The sequence below is a fragment of the Cryobacterium luteum genome, assembly GCF_900110125.1.
Classification (GTDB): domain Bacteria; phylum Actinomycetota; class Actinomycetes; order Actinomycetales; family Microbacteriaceae; genus Cryobacterium; species Cryobacterium luteum.
Window position 1 is genome coordinate 17,945 of sequence record NZ_FOCN01000013.1, and the last position, 19,900, is coordinate 37,844.

A 19,900-nucleotide genomic window follows, 5' to 3' on the forward strand; every position below is an offset into this window, starting at 1 on the left:
CCGCCGAGCCAGTGCAGCGGACGTACCTGTGAAATCGAGAATTTCCTGAATTCGCCACGCTTTTCGGGTGCAACAGTGGGTTCTTAAGTTCTCCACAGGCACTGATTCGCGCGTCTGTCCACTGAAACATCCAGTCGCGGTTTCAATAGGCCCGTTGATTACCATGCTGGGTCCTATGACATGGGAAGTGCTCTTTCACGAATCCGACCGGTCCGTCATCGAGACCGGTGAACTGCGGGCCGCCGGCGCGACGTGGAGGTCACTGAAGGCGGCCGTCGACAACGGTTTCCTGGTGCGCTGTCGCCGTGGGCGCTACGCGCTCCCCTCCACCAACCGTCACATTCTTGAAGCCGTGCGCGTCGGTGGCCGGCTCGGCTGCATATCCGCAGCTGCCGATATGGGAGTCTTTGCCCTCGACAGCAGCTCCACGCATGTTCATCTTGACCCGAATGCTTCGAGACTGCGCGCACCACAGGATCGCTTTCAGCGGCTCACTGTGGCGAACCGCAACGGTATTGAGTTGCATTGGGATCAACTTCTGGCATCCGAGGACGGCACCGAATACAGCATCGGCCTAACGGATTCCCTAATCCAGATCTTCCGATGCCAACAACCACGATTTGCATTAGCCTCCCTCGACAACGCCCTGCATTTGCGTCTGCTGCCGAGCGAGGCCGTCGTGTTGATTTTCGCGGCCCTTCCCGAGGATTTACAGTATCTCCGTGCGTGGGTCGATGCGCGGAGTGAATCGGGCCAGGAGACGGTGCTGCGGTTCATCGTGCACCTTGCGGGGTTTCAGTTCGAAATTCAGGTGTCGATCAGCGGCGTGGGGCGCGTGGACATGGTCATAGAAGGATGCCTCGTCGTCGAAGCCGACAGCCGACAGTTCCATGACGGCTGGGACGCGCATCTGCGCGACCGCACCCGTGATTGTGACCTCGCCGGCATGACCTATATGAGTTACCGCGCCATCCACCGGGACATTTTCTACCACCCGGAGCGCGTCGTGGCGGCGATAACTGGACTCTTGGCCGTGCGCAATCACTTCCGTACATACGTGCTGTAGCGAGCGGCGAATCGCCCAGCAGACCCCCGCCGCGTGGCCAATTCAGGAAACCCGTCAGTTCCGCGCACGGCCAGCCCCGTGTTTGCAGTGGTGGTTGCATTCGCTCACGCTACTCTCCTGAATTAGCCACGCGGCGGCTCGATGGTCGGCCTGCTTCGTGCTCGGTGGTGTGTGCCCGCAGTGTTCGGCTGTCGCGTGTCACCGCAGACGACGAATCGCCCCGGTGCGCGGTGGCTAATTCAGGAAGTCAGGAGCAGGCGTGGTCCACATCTCCCCAAGTTCCGGGGGCTTCGAGCGGCCAGCGCGTCGATTTCCTGAATTAGCAACGAAACGACGCTTCTGACCCGGAGACGTGCGAGGGGGGACACCCGAGGGGTGATGACCGGGCTATTGGCTGGTCAGGGCGAACGGCAAGTCGGCGAGGGTCCCTATTCGCAGCACTCCCAGGTGGGCCGCCTCGATTGAGTCGGCGCCGGTGGTCGGAGGGAGACCCGTGGCTGCGCGCGGCGAGGGGATGGCAGACCCAGTTGGGGCAGCGGATGCGCCGGCGCGGTCCAGCCAGACCCCCGTCAGCCCCGCAGCGGCAGCGCCCACAGCGTCCGTGCGCAGCCGGTCCCCGACATAGACCGCCTCCGAAACCGGCACGCCGAACACGGCGCAGGCGTGCTCGAAGATGCGGGGGTCGGGCTTGGCGAAGCCGAGAGCACCCGAGGTGACGACGTGCTCGAACCGGTCGGTCAGGCCGACCCGCCGAATCTTCTCGCCCTGAAAGACCGGGTCGCCGTTCGTGATGAGGCCGAAGCGTACCTCGGGCAGAAGCTGCGCCAGCGCGTCCAGGCAGGGGAGAGCGTCGTCGTGCAGGCGCCAGCTGGCCCGGTAGCTTTCGAAGTACTCGTCGAACCAGGTATCGGCCTCGGCGTCGGTCAGCATGATGTCGAACGACGCCGCGAAATCCTGTGCCCGGGCGCGGCGTTGGCCGGCGAAGTCCAACGATCCGGCGAGGTAGGAGTGGTAATGCTCCTCTTCGAGCGCATCCCAAAGCCCGGTCGCCGCGACCCGGTCGCCGGTCGCGAACGCGCCACCAACCCGGTCGAGGTGCAGCAGAATACCCGCCGCAACCGCACCCCGATGGGCGAACAGGGTGTCGTCGAGGTCGAACAGCACCACCGCCGGTTGGTGATGCCGCACAGCGTGCCGGACTGACGGATCCAATCCGGCAGAACCTGCGGTCTCCTGACCGGCCGCCACCGAAACCGGTACAAGCACCGGACCAGGCACAGAAACCGGCATCAGCGCAGCGGCAGGAAGCCGACGCGGTCGTAGACGGTGGCGAGGGTCTCGTTCGCCACGTCGGAGGCTTTCGCGGCGTTCGACGCGAGCACCCGGTCGAGTTCGGCGGGGTCGCCGATCAGCTCGGCGACGCGCTCACGAATCGGGTCGAAGGTGCCGAGGACCACCTCGACCAGCCCCTTCTTCAGGTCGCCGTAGCCGCGACCGGCATACTCGTTCTCGAGCGACTCGATCGACTGAGAAGCCAGCACCGAGTAAATCGTGAGCAGGTTGGCCACACCGGGCTTGTTCTCCCGGTCGAATACCACACCGCCGTCGGCATCCGTCACGGCTCGCATGATCTTCTTCTTGGTGACCCCCGGCTCGTCCAGCAGCCAGATGACCCCGGCGTGTGACTCTGCCGATTTGCTCATCTTCGACGTGGGGTTCTGCAGGTCGTAGATCTTCGCGGTCTCCTTCACGATCGCCACCTCGGGAATCGTGAAGGTCTCGCCGAACCGCGAGTTGAAGCGCAACGCGAGGTCACGGGTGAGTTCCACGTGCTGGCGCTGGTCTTCGCCAACCGGCACCACGGACGTCTGATACAGCAGAATATCGGCGGCCATGAGGGTCGGGTAGGCGAACAGGCCCACCGTCGTGGCGTCGGCGCCGTGCCGCGCAGACTTGTCTTTGAACTGCGTCATGCGGCTCGCCTCACCGAAACCGGTGATGGTGTTGAGCACCCAGGCCAGCTGGGCGTGCGCCGGCACGTGTGACTGCACGTACAGCGTCGATGCCGACGGGTCGATTCCGGCCGCAATGTACTGCGCCGCCGTGCGGCGCGTGTTCAAGCGCAGCTTCGCCGGATCCTGGGCCACGGTGATCGCGTGCAGGTCGACGATGGAAAAGAACGCGTCGTGCGTTTGTTGCAGGGTCTTCCAGTTCAGCAGCGCGCCGATGTAGTTGCCGATCTGAAGCGATTCCGCTGAGGGCTGCATACCCGAATAGAGGCGGGTGAGGGTCATGAGTGTGCTGCTTTCGAAAGGTCATAGTCGACGACCACGGGGGAGTGGTCGCTCCAGCGCTGGTCGTACGCCGCGGCCCGGTCGACCGCATAATTCAGAACGGATGCCGCCAAAAGTGGGCTGGCCAGATGGTAGTCCAGTCGCCACCCGGTGTCGGTGTCGAAGGCCTTGCCGCGCTGGGACCACCAGGTGTACGGCCCCTCGACCTCGCCGGCCCACTTACGTCCGACATCCACCCAGCCGAGTCCGGCACCCGCGTTGTACCGCGGGTCGCCTTCCGCTCCGAGGATGCGGTCGAAATACTCCCGCTCCTCCGGCAGAAAGCCGGCGTGTTTCTTGTTGCCGCGCCAGTTCTTGATGTCGAGCGTGCGGTGTCCCACGTTCAGGTCGCCGAGCACCAGTGCGAGCGGACTGTGCGCGGTGAGCTCGGGCAGCCGGGCAACCATGGCGTCCAGAAACTTGTACTTTTCCACCTGCTTGGGGGTGTCTGTCTCGCCGGAGTGCACATAGGTGCTCACGACGGTGATGATCTGCCCGTCGACCTCGTAGTCGGCTTCCAGCCAGCGGCCGGCGCTGTCGAAATCCTCGGCGCCGAGGGCGACCCGGTGAATGGATGCCCCGGCGCGGCTGGCGAGGGCCACTCCGGCCCGACCCTTAGCGGTGGCAGCGTCGTGCAGAATGTTCCAGTCCGGCCCGAGCAGCCCCTCGAGGTCCTCGGTGGAGGCGCGCACCTCCTGGATGGCCAGGATGTCGACGTCGCGGGCAGCCAGCCAGTCGCCCATCCCCTTGCGGTACGCGGCTCGTACCCCGTTCGTGTTGATGCTGGCAATGCGAAGGGGTTTGGCGGAAGACATGGGTCAAGTCTAGTTAGGGGGCGTGGGCGTCATCCGCCGCAGCATACTCGGCCACCCGCGCCTCGGCCGCCCTGAGCCGCCGTCTGGCCGCCCACCGGGCATACCAGGGCGCCGCGTCGCGGTCGGCCCGAGCCGCCGTGAGCTCGGCCTGGGCGGTCAGCCGCAGGGCGTCCTGCATCCGCTTTTCCTGGTTCTCGGCTGCTTCGTCGGCGCTGAGCGATTGCGGCGGAATGCCCGCATCGTTCATGCCGACGGCGATCCAGGCGGCGGCGATCAGGGTCACGGTACTCACGAGGTTGAACCAGATGAGCAGCCCGATGATGACCGCGAAGGTCGCGAGCAACGGATTGCGGCTGGCGCCGCCGAGCAGCGCCCCGCCGAGAATCTTCAGCACGCCGAGGGCGACACCGCCGAGCAGCGCCCCCGCGAACAGGCGCCGCACCGGGATGCGCACCCGCGACAGCACCCGGAACAGGCCGGCGAGGGTGAGCGTATCAATGATGAGCACCACCGCGAGGCCGATGCCGCGGGCGGACGCCTCGTAGAAGAACGAGTCCTGAGGAATCTGAAAGAGACCGAACAGGGCGCCCAGCAGCGCGGTGCTGGCGAGGGAAACCAGCGCCGACACGACCAGGGCGAGCCCGAACACCAACCCGAGGCCGAGCTCGCGCAGCTTGACCCAGATGAAGAACGTGGTCTGTGGGGGCATGCCGAAAACGGTGCGCACCGCCTGGGCGGTGGTCGAAAGCCAGCCGAGCGCGGTCAGCAGCAGTCCGGCCAGGGCGATGGCACCGGTCCAGGTGAAGATCCCCGCCGTGGCGAGCAGATCGGGGTCGATGATGCCGTCGGAACCGATCAGGCCCGGAATGGACTGGTTGATGATGGCGTACAGGGCGTTCAGCAGTCCCTGATTCGCGGTGAGGAACAGGCCGGCAATGGAGAACCCCACCCAGACGGCCGCGAAGATGGCAAAGATCGCCTGGTAAGACATTCCCCCGGCGAGGATGCTGCCGCCCACGTTGTTGAAGTGCGTCACCACCCGCACGGGTCGCCACCCAAGAATGCGCTCCACAAGCTCTTTCACTGTGTGAGTGTAACTGCTGTGTGAGTTTAACTGCTGTGTCAGCTTATTTGCTGTGTCAGCCTAGGCGACCAGACAAAAACACCCCCGTCACAATGACGGGGGTGTTTGTCGTTCAGTCAGTCAGTTACGCCTTGCCACGCATGATGGCCTGCTTGACCTCGGCGATGGCCTGGGTCACCTGGATGCCGCGGGGGCAGGCATCCGTGCAGTTGAAGGTCGTGCGGCAACGCCACACGCCCTCCTGGTCGTTGAGGATGTCGAGGCGCACGGCCGCATTCTCATCGCGGGAGTCGAAGATGAAACGGTGCGCGTTGACGATCGCGGCCGGACCGAAGTACTGGCCGTCGGTCCAGAACACCGGGCAGCTCGACGTGCAGGCGGCGCAAAGGATACATTTCGTCGTGTCGTCGAAGCGGGCGCGCTGGGCAACGGTCTGCTGGCGTTCCTTGCCGTCGACCGGCTTGCTCTTGGCAACGAGAAAGGGCTGCACCGCCTTGAAGGAGTCGAAGAACGGCTCCATGTCGACGATGAGGTCCTTCTCGAGCGGCAGGCCCTTGATGGCCTCCACGTAGATGGGCTTCGTGACGTCGAGGTCCTTCATGAGCGTCTTGCAGGCCAGGCGGTTGCGGCCGTTGATGCGCATGGCATCCGAGCCGCAGATGCCGTGCGCGCAGGAACGACGGAAGGTCAGCGAACCGTCCTGCTCCCATTTGATCTTGTGCAGGGCGTCGAGCACGCGGTCGGTCGGGTACAGCTGCACATCGAAGTCCTGCCAGTGCGGCTCGTCATCGACCTCCGGGTTAAACCGACGAATGATGAGCGTGACCGTGAAGGACTGGATCTCTTCGGGTACAACGGGCTGGTTGGCAATCGTGGCGGTACTCAACTCAGTACTTCCTCTCCATCGGCTGGTAGCGGGTGATGACCACCGGTTTCCAGTCGAGCTTGATGTGGTCGGCGGCGTCCGCGCTCATCGCGTCACCCGTGAGGTATGCCATCGTGTGCTTGAGGTAGTTCTCGTCGTCACGCACGAGGTAGTCCTCACGTTGGTGTCCGCCGCGGCTTTCCTTGCGGTTGCGGGCGGAGTAGACGACGACCTCGGCCAGGTCGAGCAGGAAGCCCAGTTCAACGGCTTCGAGCAGGTCGGTGTTGAAGCGACGACCCTTGTCCTGCACGGCGATGTTCTTGTACCGCTGACGCAGCAGGTGGATGGTCTCGGTGACCGAGGCGAGGGACTCGTCGGTGCGGAACACCTGAGCCTTCTTGTCCATTTCTTCCTGCAGAATCTTGCGCAGCACCGAGATGCGTTCGGTTCCGGTCGACGAGCGGATGCCTTCGAGCAGTTCGCGCACCTCCTTGGCCGGGTCTTCCGGCAGCGGGGTGAACGAGGCCGTCTTGACGTACTCGACCGCGTTGTTGCCGGCGCGCTTGCCAAACACGTTGATGTCGAGCAGCGAGTTGGTGCCCAGGCGGTTGGAGCCGTGCACCGAGACGCAGGCGCATTCGCCGGCGGCGTACAGTCCGGGAACGACCTGCTCGTTGTTGCGCCAGACCTCGGCCTTCACGTTGGTCGGGATGCCGCCCATCGCGTAGTGCGCGGTCGGCATGACCGGCACCGGCTCGGTGACCGGGTCGACGCCGAGGTAGGTACGGGCGAATTCGGTGATGTCGGGCAGCTTGGTCTCGAGCAGTTCCTTGCCGAGGTGGGTGCAGTCCAGGTACAGGTAGTCCTTCTCGGGGCCGGCGCCGCGACCTTCTGCGACCTCCTTGAGCATGCAGCGCGACACGATGTCACGCGGGGCGAGGTCCTTGATGGTCGGCGCGTAGCGTTCCATGAAGCGCTCACCACTCGCGTTACGCAGGATGGCTCCCTCGCCGCGTGCGCCCTCGGTCAAGAGGATGCCCAGCCCGGCCAGGCCGGTCGGGTGGAACTGGAAGAATTCCATGTCCTCGAGCGGCAGCCCCTTGCGCCAGACGATGCCGACGCCGTCACCGGTGAGGGTGTGGGCGTTGGAGGTGGTCTTGAAGATCTTGCCGAAGCCACCGGTAGCGAAGATGAAGGCCTTGCCCTGGAACACGTGAAGTTCACCGCTCGACAGGTCGAGGGCGACCACGGCGGACGGCTGGTCGACGCCGTCGACGTTGGTCATGACGAGGTCGAGCACGTAGTACTCGTTGAAGAAATTGATGCCGCGCTTGACGCAGTTCTGATACAGCGTCTGCAGGATCATGTGGCCCGTGCGGTCGGCGGCGTAGCAGGCGCGACGCACCGGGCTCTTACCGTGATCGCGGGTGTGGCCGCCGAAGCGACGCTGGTCGATCTTGCCCTCGGGCGTGCGGTTGAACGGCAGGCCCATGTTCTCGAGGTCGATGACCGCGTCGATTGCTTCCTTGGCCAGGATCTCGGCGGCGTCCTGGTCGACCAGGTAGTCGCCACCCTTGATCGTGTCGAAGGTGTGCCATTCCCAGTTGTCTTCTTCGACGTTGGCGAGGGCCGCAGCCATCCCGCCCTGCGCCGCACCGGTGTGCGAACGCGTCGGGTAGAGCTTGGAGATGACCGCCGTGCTGGCGTGGGGGCCGGCTTCGATGGCGGCACGCATGCCGGCTCCACCCGCTCCCACGATCACGATGTCGAACTGGTGGTAGTGAACGCCGTCCACAAGGGTGGAGGTGGGTGCGGGTGCAGGTGTCGTCATGATGAGTGTGTGCAGCTCCTATAGGTTCGAGCAGAGAGCGGGAAGAAGGTCGGCGGGCGAACCGGCCGGGCAGGCGTCGAACGTGTAGACCACGAGGGTGCCGAGAACGATCAACGAGACAACGCTGAGCAGGATCGCAACCTTCAGGATGCCGCGGCTGATGCGCGACGTGGCGTAGTCGTTGACCAGGGTGCGCATGCCGTTGCCGCCGTGGATGAGGGCGAGCCAGAGCATGAGTACGTCCCAGGTCTGCCAGAACGGGCTCGCCAGCTTGCCGGCGACGAACGCGAAGTTCAGGGCGCTGACGCCCTCGCCGACCATGAGGTTGACGAACAGGTGGCCGAAAATAAGCACGATCAGCACGACGCCGGAGACGCGCATGTAGATCCAGCCCCATTTTTCCCAGTTGAGACCGCGTTTTTTCGCCGAGCGCGTGTACGGGCTGCGGGGAGCTTCGATTGTTGAAGTCATGTCTGTCGCCCCCTAGTGGCTGAACACGTTGATGAGGTGGCGCGGCGCGAAGCCGAGCATGGTGACGACCCACAGGCCGATGACCACGTAGAACAGCACCCGCTGGTACTTGGCGTTCCAGAAGTCGATCAGGATGATGCGCAGTCCGTTGAAGGCGTGGAACACGATGGCGCCGACGAGTGCGACCTCACCGAGTCCCATGATCGGCGTCTGGTACTGCGAGATGACCGCGTTGTAGGCCTCGGGGCTGAGGCGTACGAGGGCCGTGTCGAGAATGTGAACGAGCAGAAAGAAGAAAATCGCGACGCCGGTGATGCGGTGCAACACCCACGACCACATGCCCGTGTTACCCCGATAGAGGGTGCCGGCGGGGCGACGTGATGTCGTCTTCTGCTGAGAATCTAGGGTTCCTGCCGTCTGTGGCATGAACAACCCTCCCTGGCTGAATTATGGCTCTTTAGTGAGACCGAGAATGCGCTGTAAGCACATTTCTGTATTCTACAAGTGCTCCCCCCACTCGTGCCGGTTAGGGTAACCTAACGTTGCATTGAGCGCGGGACGTGGGTGTTGGCGCGCACCGCGAGACACTCGTCGATGGCCTGCTCGTAGTAGTCGACCAGCTCGGTGCACACCGTCGGCCAGGAGCGACCGAGCACCGCACGACGCCCCGCTTCACCCATCCGCGCCCGCAGCATCGGGTCACGCACGAGCTGACCCACCCAGTGCTTGAGGTCACGGTCGTCGTCCGGCCGAAACAGGTAGCCGTTCTCACCGTGCGCCACGAGGTCGATCGGCCCGCCCGCGTGGGGAGCCACCACGGGCAGTCCGGCGGCATGCGCCTCCTGAATGGTCTGCCCAAACGTTTCCTCGGTGCCGGCGTGCACGAACACGTCGAAACTCGCGTAGGCGACGGCGAGCTCGGCACCTGAGAGCCGGCCCAGCCAGGTGACCGGCATGCCGGCGAGCGCACGTCGTATAGAAGGAACGCTCGGCCCGTCACCGACCAGCGCCAAACGGATGCCCGGAACCCCGCGCAGCGCACGCAGCCGCTCCACCTGCTTCTCCGGAGCCATGCGGCCGACGTAGCCGACGATGACGTCGCGGGCTGCACCGCCCTGGGGCGTAGGCGCGATGCGTTCCCGAAGATTCCAGACCGCCGGGTCGTTCTTCAGGTTCGGGTGAAAGCCGGTGAGGTCGACGCCGCGGGTCCACAGGGCGAGCCGGGGCACGCCGAGGCGCAACAGGGCAGCCATCGACGACGACGACGGAACCAGGGTGCGGGTGGCTCCTTCGTGCACCCACTTCACGAATCGCCAGGCCAGAGCCGTGGCGGGGCCGAGGTGGTTTCGGTGAGCGTAGCCGGCGACATCCGTTTGAAAGATCGCGACCGAGGGGATATCGAGCCGATTGGCCGCGCTGATGCCCTGGGCGCCGAGCAAAAACGGCGACGCCGCGTGCAATACGTCGGGCCGAAAGTCGGCGAGCAGCTTCTGCACCTGCGGGCTCGGTATGCCGACCGGAAACTCACGGTAGTTGACGGCGGAGACGGTGTGCACCGGAAATCCGGCATAGTGCGACGGGGCGCCGGATGGCGCGATGACCATGGCCTCGTGTCCGTTGGCAGCGAGGTGCTCGAGCACCTTGCAGACGCTCGTGGTCACCCCGCTGATGGTGGGGAGAAAACTTTCGCTGATGACTGCGATCCGCATAATTCGAGGTTAGGCAGCGGCCATTGCCGTCGGGTGACGCGCGCATGAACAGTGGTGTTGGGGCTGCCCGATAGTCTGGGCGAATGATTACGTCCAGTGAGCCCCTCGCCCGCCTGTACAGCGTGATTCCCGCCGGCGGTATCGGCTCCCGCTTGTGGCCGCTGTCGCGAGCGGATGCCCCCAAATTTCTGCACGACCTCACCGGTTCGGGTCAGACCCTGCTGCGCGACACGTGGGACCGCCTCGTTCCGCTGTCGGGCGAGCAGCGCATCATGGTCGTCACCGGGCGCGCCCACCGCGCCGCGGTCGAGCAGCAGTTGCCCGAACTGGCCGATCCGAACGTGGTGCTTGAGAGCGAACCGCGCGATTCGACCGCCGCGATCGGCCTAGCCGCCGCCATTTTGCAGCTGCGGGAACCGGGCGTGATCATCGGATCGTTCCCGGCCGATCAGGTCATCAAGGGTGACGGGCTGTTTCGGTCGGCGGTGACCGAAGCTGTTGCCGCAGCGGATGCCGGCTACATCGTCACGATCGGAATCCAGCCGACCGAGCCGGCGATCGGCTTCGGCTATATCAAGAGCGCGGCCGCGCTCGCGATCGACGGCGCCCCAACCGCGCTCGCCGTGGATTCCTTTGTGGAGAAGCCGAGCCCCGAGGTTGCTGAACAGTACGTCGCCGAGGGCAACTACCTGTGGAACGCGGGCATCTTCATCGCGCGCGCCGATCGTTTGCTGGCCGAGATCGAAGCGGCCGAACCCGAGCTGCACGCCGGGCTGATGAAACTCGCCGAGGCCTGGGACACCCCGGCCCGCGGCGCCGTGGTCGATCAGGTCTGGCCGCGCCTGAAGAAGATCGCCATCGACTACTCGGTCGCCGAACCCGCCGCGGCGGCCGGCAAACTCGTCGTGATTCCCGGCCAGTTCGAATGGGACGACGTGGGGGACTTCGCCTCGATCGCCAAGCTGCACTCCGGGGGTCGCAAATCCAACCTCGCCATCCTCGGCGACGGTGCCCGGGTGCTCGCCGACTCGTCGAGCGGCATCGTGGTCAGTCACACCGGTCGTATGATCGCGCTCATCGGCGTCGAAGACATCGTCGTGATCGACACCCCCGACGCACTCCTGGTCACCACGAGCGCGAACGCCCAGAAGGTCAAAGCCGTCGTCGACGCCTTGAAACTCTCGGGGTCGAGCGACGTGTTGTAGGCCCGACCTGACTAGAATTCCAATTCATGCTTAAGGGAGTGTCCATGCGTCGTGTGATCGCTGTTTCTGCCCTCGCGGCATCCGCTCTACTGCTGGCCGCTTGCGCGCAACCGCCGACACCCACCGCCACAACGGATGCGACGAAGCCGGAATACTGCGCCCGGATGGTCACGAACTCGGGCGGTCTCGACGACCGCTCCTTCAACCAGTCCAGTTGGGAGGGGCTGCAGGAGGCGGCGACGAAGTACAGCATCGACACCGACGCGATCGTGTCGACGTCGGAGACCGATCTGGCCCCCAACGTGAGTGAGGCCGTCGCTACCGGGTGCCAGTTCGTGCTCACCGTCGGGTTTGAACTCGCTGACGCCACCCTCGCCGAGGCGACTGCCAACCCCGATGTGCACTTCGCGATCGTCGATGAGGTCGTCGAGGCGCCGAACGTGAAACCGATCGTCTTCGACACCGCCCAGGCCTCGTTTCTGGCCGGCTACCTGGCCGCCGGCGTGAGCAAGACCGGCACGGTGGCCACCTTCGGTGGCGGCAACCAGCCGCCCGTCACGCTGTTCATGGACGGCTTCGTCGACGGTGTCGCAATGTACAACGACAAGCACGACACAGCGGTGAAGGTGCTCGGCTGGAACAAGGACGCCCAGGACGGCAGCTTCACCGGCGACTTCGAGGATGTCAACAAAGGCAAGGCCCTGGCGCAGTCGTTCATCGACCAGGGCGCCGACGTCATTCTGCCGGTAGCCGGTCAGGTCGGCCAGGGCGCTGCTGCTGCCGCGATCGAGACACCGGACGTGTCCATCATCTGGGTCGACAACGACGGCTATGTCACCCTGCCGGAGCAGTTTCGGTCTGTCGTGCTCACGAGCGTGCTCAAGAACACCTCTGCCGCGGTCGTCGAAACCATTGGGGCTGACCTCGACGGCACCTTCGACAACACGGCTTTCGTGGGCACGCTGAAGAACGGCGGCGTCGAGATCGCCGACTTCCACGACCAGGCAGCTCGGGTGACCGCGGAGCTCACTGATGAACTTGACCAGATTCGGGCCGCGATTATAGCCGGGATCATCTCCGTGGACGGTCCCAGTTCACCCCAGTAAGGGGAGAATTGTTTCGACAATGTCGCGGCTTGGTAACGACTCGGTCGCGCACGCACATTGCTCATCTGCGCGGCGTCACATTCGGTAACGTGGATCGCACCACGCCCGTGCGATCTCGCTGGGCAGCATCCTGGAGGTCATCTTGACAATTTCGACCCGTAAGACCGTACTTTCCGGTCTTGCAATGTTCGGCACCGTGGCGATGCTCGCCGCCTGTGCTCAGGCGCCCGCCACGACCGACGACACCAACTCCGCCGCCGCCAGCGACTTTCTGCCCTGCATGGTGTCTGATGCCGGCGGATTCGACGACAAGTCCTTCAACCAGCTCGGCTTCGAGGGCCTCAGTGAAGCTGCTGACGCTCTCAGCGTTAAGCCGATCACGGTGGAGTCAACCTCCGAAACCGACTACCAGTCCAACGTGCAGAACCTCGTCGTCCAGGGCTGCAGCCTCATCGTGACCGTCGGGTTCAACCTCGCCGCAGCGACCGTCGAGTCCGCCCTGGCGAACCCCGAAGTCAACTTCGCCATCATCGACAACGATGCCGACCTCAACTTCGACGGCAAGGTCGACGCCCCGAACATCAAGCCCATCATCTTCGACACCGCCCCGGCCGCATTCATGGCCGGCTACGCGGCAGCCGGCTACAGCAAGACCGGCGTCGTTGGAACCTATGGCGGAATGCAGTTCCCGACCGTCACCATCTTCATGGATGGCTTCGCTGACGGCGTCGCGTATTACAACGAGCAGAACGGCACGGACGTCAAGTCGCTCGGCTGGGACGTCGCATCACAGACCGGGTCGTTCACCGGTGGCTTCGCCGCCGGCGTCGAATCGCTCGCCAACGCTCAGGGCCTCATCGACCAGAATGCCGACGTGCTGCTGCCCGTTGGTGGACCGATCTTCCTGAGCGCGATCGAAGCGATCAAGAGCTCGGGCAAGGACATTGCCATGGTGGGCGTTGACGCTGACCTGTATGAGACCGACGCGACCAACAAGAGCCTGTTCCTCACGAGCATTCTCAAGGGCATCAAGGTCAGCGTGTCCGACGTCGTCACCGGCGCTGGTGAAGACTCTTTCGACGCCACCCCGTATGTCGGCACCCTGGACAACGACGGCGTGGGCATTGCGTCGTTCCACGATTTCGAATCCAAGGTCCCCTCGACCCTGAGCGACGAACTCGACGCCATCAAGGCCGGCATCATCGACGGTTCAATCACGGTCGAATCGCCTTCTTCGCCGAAGCAGTAATACGCTGTAGTGACCTGGGGAGGCCGGATTGTCGGCCTCCCCATTTCATTTCCCCACGCTTTTCCCCCGTCGTGCTCGACCCAGGAATCCAGGATCAATGAAGCTCGAACTTCGCGGCATCACCAAGCGCTTCGGCGCACTGGTCGCCAACAACAACATCTCCCTCACCGTCGAGTCCGGTGAGATTCACGCCCTCCTGGGCGAGAACGGCGCCGGCAAATCCACGCTCATGAACGTGCTCTACGGCCTGTATATCGCTGAAGAGGGTGAAATCCTGCTCGACGACGTGGTGCAGAAGTTCGCCGGCCCCGGCGACGCCATGAATGCGGGTATCGGCATGGTGCACCAGCACTTCATGCTCGTTCCGGTGTTCACCGTCGCGGAGAACGTCGTGCTCGGCCACGAGCAGACCACCTTCGGCGGTCGCCTCGACCTCAGCGCTGCCCGCGCCAAGGTGCGGGAGATCTCCGACCGGTTCGGTTTCGACATCGACCCCGACGCCCTCATTGAAGACCTGCCGGTCGGTGTGCAGCAGCGTGTGGAGATTATCAAGGCGCTGTCGCAGGATGCGAAGGTGCTGGTGTTCGACGAACCCACCGCCGTGCTCACCCCGCAGGAGACCGACGAGCTTATGACGATCATGCGCCAGCTCGCGGCATCCGGTACCTCCATCGTGTTCATCACCCACAAACTGCGGGAGGTGCGCGCCGTGGCCGACCGCATCACCGTCATCCGCTTGGGAACCGTCGTCGGCGAAGCATCACCGACCGCGACGAACGCGGAGCTGGCCTCGCTCATGGTCGGCCGCGCGGTTGAACTGACCGTACACAAGAACGCCCCGGAGTTGCGCGGAACCGCGCTGGCGGTGAAGAACCTCTCAGTGATCGACTCCCGCAACCAGATCGTCGTGAACAACGTGAGCTTCGACGTGCAAGCCGGTGAAGTGCTCGCGATCGCGGGCGTGCAGGGCAACGGCCAGACAGAACTCACCGAGGCCCTGCTCGGCCTACAACAGCACGTGACCGGGTCGATCGAGCTCGACGGCAAACCGTTGCGAGGCTACAGCGTGCGACACATTCTCGACTCCGGTGTCGGCTTCGTGCCAGAGGACCGCACCGAAGACGGCCTCATCGCCGATTTCAGCATCGCCGAGAATCTCATGCTCGACCGCAGCTCCGGGGCACCCTTCGTGAAGGCCGGCAACCTACAGCTCGGGTTCCGGGCCAAGTTCGCCGCCGAGAAAATTCACGAGTTCGACATTCGGTCGCAGGGCAGCGAAATGGAAGCCGGCCGACTCTCCGGCGGTAACCAGCAGAAGGTTGTGCTCGCGCGCGAACTGAGCCGCGACCTGCGCCTGTTCGTGGCGGCCCAGCCGACCCGCGGGCTCGACGTCGGCTCGATCGAGTTCGTTCACACCCGCATCATCGAAACCCGGGACTCCGGCATTCCGGTCATAGTCGTTTCCACCGAGCTGGACGAGGTCGTCGCTCTGGCCGACCGCATAGCGGTGATGTATCGAGGAGAAATCGTTGGAATCGTGCCCGGCAACACCCCTCGAGCCACGCTCGGTCTCATGATGGTCGGCGAACACGCTCCCGCAACGGAGGCCGCACTGTGAGCGACAAAACGAACACCCCGCCAGTGGGCCCCGCCAGCAAAGACGGGTCGGAGCGCTGGAACCAGACGCTGCGCGACATCACCGGCGGCAGCGCGATGATCTCCATCCTCGCCGTCTTCGTCGCCCTCGTGGTCGGTGCCATTCTGATCGCGTTCACGAACGAAGGCGTGCAGGAAACGGCGGGGTATTTTTTCTCTCGGCCGACTGACCTGCTGCAGGCCGTCTGGGACGCCGTCGCGGGCGCGTATTCCGCCCTGTTTCAGGGCGCTATCTATAACTTTCGCGCCGACAATTTTCTCACCGCCATTCGTCCGTTGACCGAGACCCTCACCTTCGCTACGCCGCTGATCGCGGCCGGCCTCGGGGTGGGACTCGCCTTTCGCGTGGGCATGTTCAACATCGGTGGCCGTGGGCAGATGCTCATCGCCGCGGGGGCCGCCGGCTGGGTCGCCTTCGCGGTCGAGCTGCCGGCCGGCATCCACTTGATCGTCGCCATTCTGGCCGGCCTGCTCGGCGGCGCCATCTGGGGCGGAATCGTGGGCCTGCTCAAGGCTCGCACCGGCGCCCACGAGGTGATCGTCACAATCATGCTGAACTTCGTGGCGCTGTATCTCATTCAGTTTCTGCTGCGCACCCCGGGCGCCCTGCAGGCTCCGGGCAGCAACAACCCGAAGACGCCGGCCATGTTGCCCACCGCGGTGTTCCCCGACCTGTTCGGCCCCCGGTACAACCTGCACGCCGGTTTTCTCACGGTCATCGCGGCCACCATCTTCGTCTGGTGGTTGCTCGACCGTTCCAATCTCGGGTTTCAGTTTCGTGCCGTCGGGCAGAACCCCAATGCGGCCCGCGTCGCCGGCATCAACGTGAAGAACGTCTACATGTATGCCATGGCCATCTCGGGCGCGCTCGTGGGCCTGGCCGGCGTCAACCAGGTGCTCGGCACCCTGACCAGCGGTTTCAGCTCGGGAATCGATGCCGGCATCGGTTTCGACGCCATCACGGTCGCCCTGCTCGGTCGTTCGCGGCCGTGGGGTATCTTCGCCGCCGGCATCCTGTTCGGAGCCTTCAAAGCCGGTGGCTTCGCCATGCAGGCGGCCGAAGGGGTTCCCATCGACATCGTCGTGGTCGTTCAGGCACTCATCGTTCTGTTCATCGCGGCACCGCCGCTGGTACGGGCCATGTTCCACCTGCCGACGCCGGGCACCACCAGGAAACCCAGAATTCACAGCGTCAAGGTACGCACGTCCAACGAGGTGGTGGCGAAATGAGCACACTGACCGAGAGCGCCGCTCCCGTTCCGGCTTCGGCCCCGATCGTGAAGCCGACGGCGCAAATTCGCAGCTGGAAGATTCCGATCACCTTCGGCGGAATTGCCGTGCTGTCCCTTTTGCTGTTCGTCGTGCTCGGCCGCGGCCAGCGCGGTGACCTCAGCACTTTTCGGCTGTCCGAAGCGCGCGACCTGATCCAGCTGCCCGAGGTGGCCCTGCCGACCTTCGCCACCGGCGTGTTCGTGGCCATCGTGCTCGTGCTCATGGCCGCGGCGTCGGCCACGCTCGTCTACCGCCATCGCAAGGTTCCGATCGTGTTGACCATTCTGTTCGCCCTGCTCTTCCTAATCGGTTTTTTGGCCTGGGCGGCCTCCGGTTCAACGATCCCGGTGCCCGGTCTGCTGATCGGAACGGTCACCCTGAGCGCCCCGCTGATCTTCGGCGCCCTCGGCGGTGTGCTGTCGGAACGCGCTGGCGTCGTGAACGTAGCCATCGAAGCGCAGTTACTGGCCGGTGCCTTCAGCTCGGCGGTCGTGGCCTCCGCCACGGGCAACCCGTACCTCGGTCTGCTCGCCGCCATGGTGGCCGGCGCGCTCGTGTCGATGGTGCTGGCCGCGTTCGCGCTCAAGTACCTTGTCGACCAGGTCATCGTCGGTGTCGTGCTCAACGTGCTCGTGATCGGGCTCACCAGCTTTCTTTACTCGCAGGTGCTCGCTCCCAGCGCCACGCTCAACTCACCGGATGTCTTTTCACGGCTGAACATCCCGTTGCTCAGCGAGATCCCCATCATCGGCCCCGTGCTGTTTCGCCAGACCATCATCGTCTACGCCATGTACGTGGCCGTTGCCGTGGTGTATTTCGGCCTGTTTCGCACCAAGTGGGGCCTGCGCGTTCGGGCCGTGGGTGAGCATCCGCAGGCCGCCGACACGGTAGGCATCAACGTTAACCGCACCCGCTTCGTTGCCGTCACCCTCGGTGGCGTCATCTCGGGCTTCGGCGGGGCCTACTTCACCCTCGGCGCGGTCGGTGCTTTCAACAAGGAGATGACCAACGGTATGGGCTTCATCGCCCTCGCCGCAGTCATCTTCGGCCAGTGGCATCCGATCAAGGCCACCCTCGCGGCGCTATTGTTCGGCTTCGCAACCAACCTGCAGAACGTGCTGGGCATCATCGGCTCGCCGGTGCCGAGCGAGTTCATGCTCATGCTGCCCTACGTCGTGACGATCTTCGCCGTTGCCGGGTTCGTCGGCCGCTCGCGGGCGCCCGCCGCCGACGGAAAGCCGTACATCAAGTGAGCGCTCCCGCCATCGACTGGGCGGCGCTGCGTACGCAGGCCCTCGCCGCCATGGAGACGGCCTACGTGCCGTACTCGAAGTTTCCGGTGGGCGTCGCGGCCCTCGTCGACGACGGGCGCGTGATCAGCGGATGCAACGTGGAGAACGCCTCCTACGGCCTCACCCTCTGCGCGGAGTGCGGCCTCGTCTCGGCGCTGCACTTGAGTGGCGGCGGCCGCCTCGTCGCGTTCACCTGTGTCGACGGCAACGGCGGCGTGCTCATGCCGTGCGGACGGTGCCGACAGCTGCTCTACGAACACTCCGCACCTGGCATGCTGCTGGAAACCGTGTCGGGTGTGAAAACCATCGACGAGGTGCTGCCGGATGCGTTCGGGCCGCGCCAACTCGCCGAGTACCACGCCGCAAAGGAACCCACTTCATGACCGCCATCGAAGCCTTCGACGCCGTCGATCTCATCCACACCAAGCGCGACCGGGGCGAGCTCAGCGAGCCGCAGATCAACTGGCTGATCGACGCCTACACGCGCGGGTATGTCGGGGACGAGCAGATGGCCGCGATGACCATGGCCATCTTTCTGAACGGCATGACCCGAGCTGAGATTCGCTCGCTGACGATGGCGATGCTGGCCAGCGGCGAACGCATGAGCTTTGCCGGCCTCGGCAAGCCGACCACCGACAAGCACTCCACCGGCGGCGTCGGCGACAAGATCACCCTGCCGCTCATGCCCCTCGTCGCCGTGTTCGGCGCGGCCGTTCCGCAGCTCTCCGGCCGTGGCCTCGGCCACACCGGCGGCACCCTCGACAAGCTCGAGTCGATTTCGGGCTGGCGCGCCAACCTCACCAACGCGGAGATGCTCCAGCAGCTGCAGGAGCTCGGCGGCGTGATCTGCGCGGCCGGCAGCGGCCTGGCACCGGCCGACGGCAAGCTCTACGCCCTGCGCGACATCACCGGTACGGTCGAGGCGATCCCGCTGATCGCCTCGTCGATCATGTCGAAGAAGATCGCTGAGGGCACCAGCGCGCTCGTGCTCGACGTGAAGTTCGGCTCCGGCGCTTTTTTGAAAGACATCGAGCGGTCGCGGGAACTGGCGCGCACGATGGTGGAGCTCGGCGAGGACGCCGGGGTGGCGACATCCGCTCTGCTGACCAACATGAATGTGCCGCTCGGCTTTGCCATCGGCAACGCCAATGAGGTGCGCGAATCGGTCGAGGTGCTCGCCGGCGGCGGGCCGGCCGACGTGGTGGAGCTCACCGTAGCACTGGCCGAGGAGATGCTCTCGCTCGCCGGAATCACTGGCGTCGACGTGGGCGCGGCGCTCACCGACGGCCGGGCGATGGACAAGTGGCGGGCCGTGATACGGGCACAGGGCGGCGACCCGGATGCCGCGTTGCCGGTGGCGCGAGAAACCCACGTCGTGCTCGCCGAACGCAGCGGCGTGCTGGTCGAACAGCAGGCGCTTCCGTTCGGCATCGGCGCCTGGCGGCTCGGCGCTGGCCGGGCGCGCAAGCAGGATCCGGTGCAGCACGCCGCCGGCATCGACCTGCACGCCAAGCCCGGCGACACCGTGGTGCAGGGACAGCCACTGTTCACACTGAGCGCTGACGAGCCGGCGCGATTCGCGCGCGCACTCGAAGCTGTTGCGGGTGCCTGGCGCATCGGCGACCCGGGGGAGCCCGTGCTGGACGGTGGCCCCCTGATCGCCGAGCGCATCGGGAGTCGCTAGCAGCGTCTGCATTCGCTGAGCGGGACGCCCTGGCTACGTGAGGCTCGCGCAAGGTGAGTTCGGCCGCCAGCGGCCCGTCGCGCATTGGCGCGGGCGCGAGGTGCCACCTTTTGCCCCATCGTTTTCGCGAGGTGCCATCTTTGGCCTCATGGCGAGGTTTCATGGGGCCAAAGATGGCACCTCGCGTGGGTGGGGCAGTGATTGCTCCATGAAATAGCGCGCGACTGCTTGCACCCCTGTGGATAACCGTCGGGTGGGTCGC

Annotated in this window: 18 protein-coding genes; 9 read left to right on the forward strand and 9 right to left on the reverse strand. The window is 64.9% G+C overall.

Translation table 11 applies throughout. The features are described from left to right. Positions 1 to 175 precede the first annotated feature (175 nt). Positions 176 to 1,066: a hypothetical protein gene (locus tag BMW72_RS12775; protein ID WP_134450315.1), complete on the forward strand. Its 891-nt coding sequence runs from the start codon at positions 176 to 178 to the stop codon at positions 1,064 to 1,066. Between the two features lie 387 nt (positions 1,067 to 1,453). On the opposite strand, the gene BMW72_RS12780 is transcribed toward BMW72_RS12775, so the two are convergent. The 9 genes from BMW72_RS12780 to BMW72_RS12820 all read right to left on the reverse strand — a co-directional run bounded on the left by BMW72_RS12780 (position 1,454) and on the right by BMW72_RS12820 (position 10,174). Continuing rightward, positions 1,454 to 2,278, reverse strand: coding sequence for an HAD family hydrolase (locus BMW72_RS12780; protein ID WP_241983805.1), 825 nt, complete (start codon positions 2,276 to 2,278; stop codon positions 1,454 to 1,456). A 77-nt stretch (positions 2,279 to 2,355) separates the two neighbouring features. Continuing rightward, positions 2,356 to 3,360 (reverse strand): tryptophan--tRNA ligase, encoded by a 1,005-nt coding sequence (gene trpS / locus BMW72_RS12785; RefSeq protein ID WP_092111141.1) that lies wholly within the window; start codon positions 3,358 to 3,360, stop codon positions 2,356 to 2,358. Beyond that, positions 3,357 to 4,214: an exodeoxyribonuclease III gene (locus BMW72_RS12790; protein WP_092111143.1), complete on the reverse strand. Its 858-nt coding sequence runs from the start codon at positions 4,212 to 4,214 to the stop codon at positions 3,357 to 3,359. The genes trpS and BMW72_RS12790 overlap by 4 nt, the downstream gene beginning before the upstream one ends. Positions 4,215 to 4,227: 13 nt before the next feature. Next, positions 4,228 to 5,298: a YihY/virulence factor BrkB family protein gene (locus BMW72_RS12795; protein WP_134360698.1), complete on the reverse strand. Its 1,071-nt coding sequence runs from the start codon at positions 5,296 to 5,298 to the stop codon at positions 4,228 to 4,230. A 124-nt stretch (positions 5,299 to 5,422) separates the two neighbouring features. Continuing rightward, positions 5,423 to 6,184: a succinate dehydrogenase iron-sulfur subunit gene (locus tag BMW72_RS12800; protein ID WP_092111147.1), complete on the reverse strand. Its 762-nt coding sequence runs from the start codon at positions 6,182 to 6,184 to the stop codon at positions 5,423 to 5,425. A gap of 1 nt (position 6,185) precedes the next feature. Further along, positions 6,186 to 7,994, reverse strand: coding sequence for a succinate dehydrogenase flavoprotein subunit (gene sdhA, locus BMW72_RS12805; RefSeq protein WP_092111149.1), 1,809 nt, complete (start codon positions 7,992 to 7,994; stop codon positions 6,186 to 6,188). Positions 7,995 to 8,012: 18 nt separating this feature from the next. After that, a complete protein-coding gene (locus BMW72_RS12810; protein ID WP_092111151.1) occupies positions 8,013 to 8,465 on the reverse strand; it encodes a succinate dehydrogenase hydrophobic membrane anchor subunit in 453 nt (150 codons plus the stop codon). Positions 8,466 to 8,477: 12 nt separating this feature from the next. Further along, entirely contained in the window at positions 8,478 to 8,891 is a 414-nt protein-coding gene (gene sdhC / locus BMW72_RS12815) for a succinate dehydrogenase, cytochrome b556 subunit (RefSeq protein WP_092111153.1), read from the reverse strand. Between the two features lie 110 nt (positions 8,892 to 9,001). Continuing rightward, a complete protein-coding gene (locus BMW72_RS12820) occupies positions 9,002 to 10,174 on the reverse strand; it encodes a glycosyltransferase family 4 protein (RefSeq protein ID WP_092111155.1) in 1,173 nt (390 codons plus the stop codon). Between the two features lie 83 nt (positions 10,175 to 10,257). Between BMW72_RS12820 and BMW72_RS12825 the strand changes: the two genes are divergently transcribed. The 8 genes from BMW72_RS12825 (at position 10,258) to BMW72_RS12860 (ending at position 19,638) form a co-directional block, all read left to right on the forward strand. Beyond that, a complete protein-coding gene (locus BMW72_RS12825; RefSeq protein WP_092111157.1) occupies positions 10,258 to 11,379 on the forward strand; it encodes a mannose-1-phosphate guanylyltransferase in 1,122 nt (373 codons plus the stop codon). Between the two features lie 26 nt (positions 11,380 to 11,405). After that, on the forward strand, positions 11,406 to 12,485 hold the full coding sequence (locus BMW72_RS12830) for a BMP family lipoprotein (RefSeq protein ID WP_241983806.1): 1,080 nt from the start codon (positions 11,406 to 11,408) through the stop codon (positions 12,483 to 12,485). A 142-nt stretch (positions 12,486 to 12,627) separates the two neighbouring features. Next, positions 12,628 to 13,734: a BMP family lipoprotein gene (locus BMW72_RS12835; protein ID WP_092111161.1), complete on the forward strand. Its 1,107-nt coding sequence runs from the start codon at positions 12,628 to 12,630 to the stop codon at positions 13,732 to 13,734. A 97-nt stretch (positions 13,735 to 13,831) separates the two neighbouring features. Beyond that, positions 13,832 to 15,352 carry an ABC transporter ATP-binding protein gene (locus BMW72_RS12840; protein ID WP_092111163.1) on the forward strand — a complete coding sequence of 507 codons (1,521 nt, stop codon included), beginning with the start codon at positions 13,832 to 13,834 and terminating at the stop codon, positions 15,350 to 15,352. Continuing rightward, positions 15,349 to 16,620, forward strand: a complete 1,272-nt coding sequence (locus tag BMW72_RS12845) for an ABC transporter permease (RefSeq protein ID WP_241983807.1) — start codon at positions 15,349 to 15,351, stop codon at positions 16,618 to 16,620. Before BMW72_RS12840 ends, BMW72_RS12845 begins: the two co-directional genes overlap by 4 nt. Beyond that, a complete protein-coding gene (locus tag BMW72_RS12850) occupies positions 16,617 to 17,915 on the forward strand; it encodes an ABC transporter permease (protein WP_092111165.1) in 1,299 nt (432 codons plus the stop codon). Before BMW72_RS12845 ends, BMW72_RS12850 begins: the two co-directional genes overlap by 4 nt. Beyond that, a complete protein-coding gene (locus BMW72_RS12855) occupies positions 17,912 to 18,337 on the forward strand; it encodes a cytidine deaminase (RefSeq protein ID WP_092111167.1) in 426 nt (141 codons plus the stop codon). Before BMW72_RS12850 ends, BMW72_RS12855 begins: the two co-directional genes overlap by 4 nt. Continuing rightward, positions 18,334 to 19,638: a thymidine phosphorylase gene (locus tag BMW72_RS12860; protein WP_092111169.1), complete on the forward strand. Its 1,305-nt coding sequence runs from the start codon at positions 18,334 to 18,336 to the stop codon at positions 19,636 to 19,638. The genes BMW72_RS12855 and BMW72_RS12860 overlap by 4 nt, the downstream gene beginning before the upstream one ends. The last annotated feature ends 262 nt before the right edge of the window (positions 19,639 to 19,900 follow it).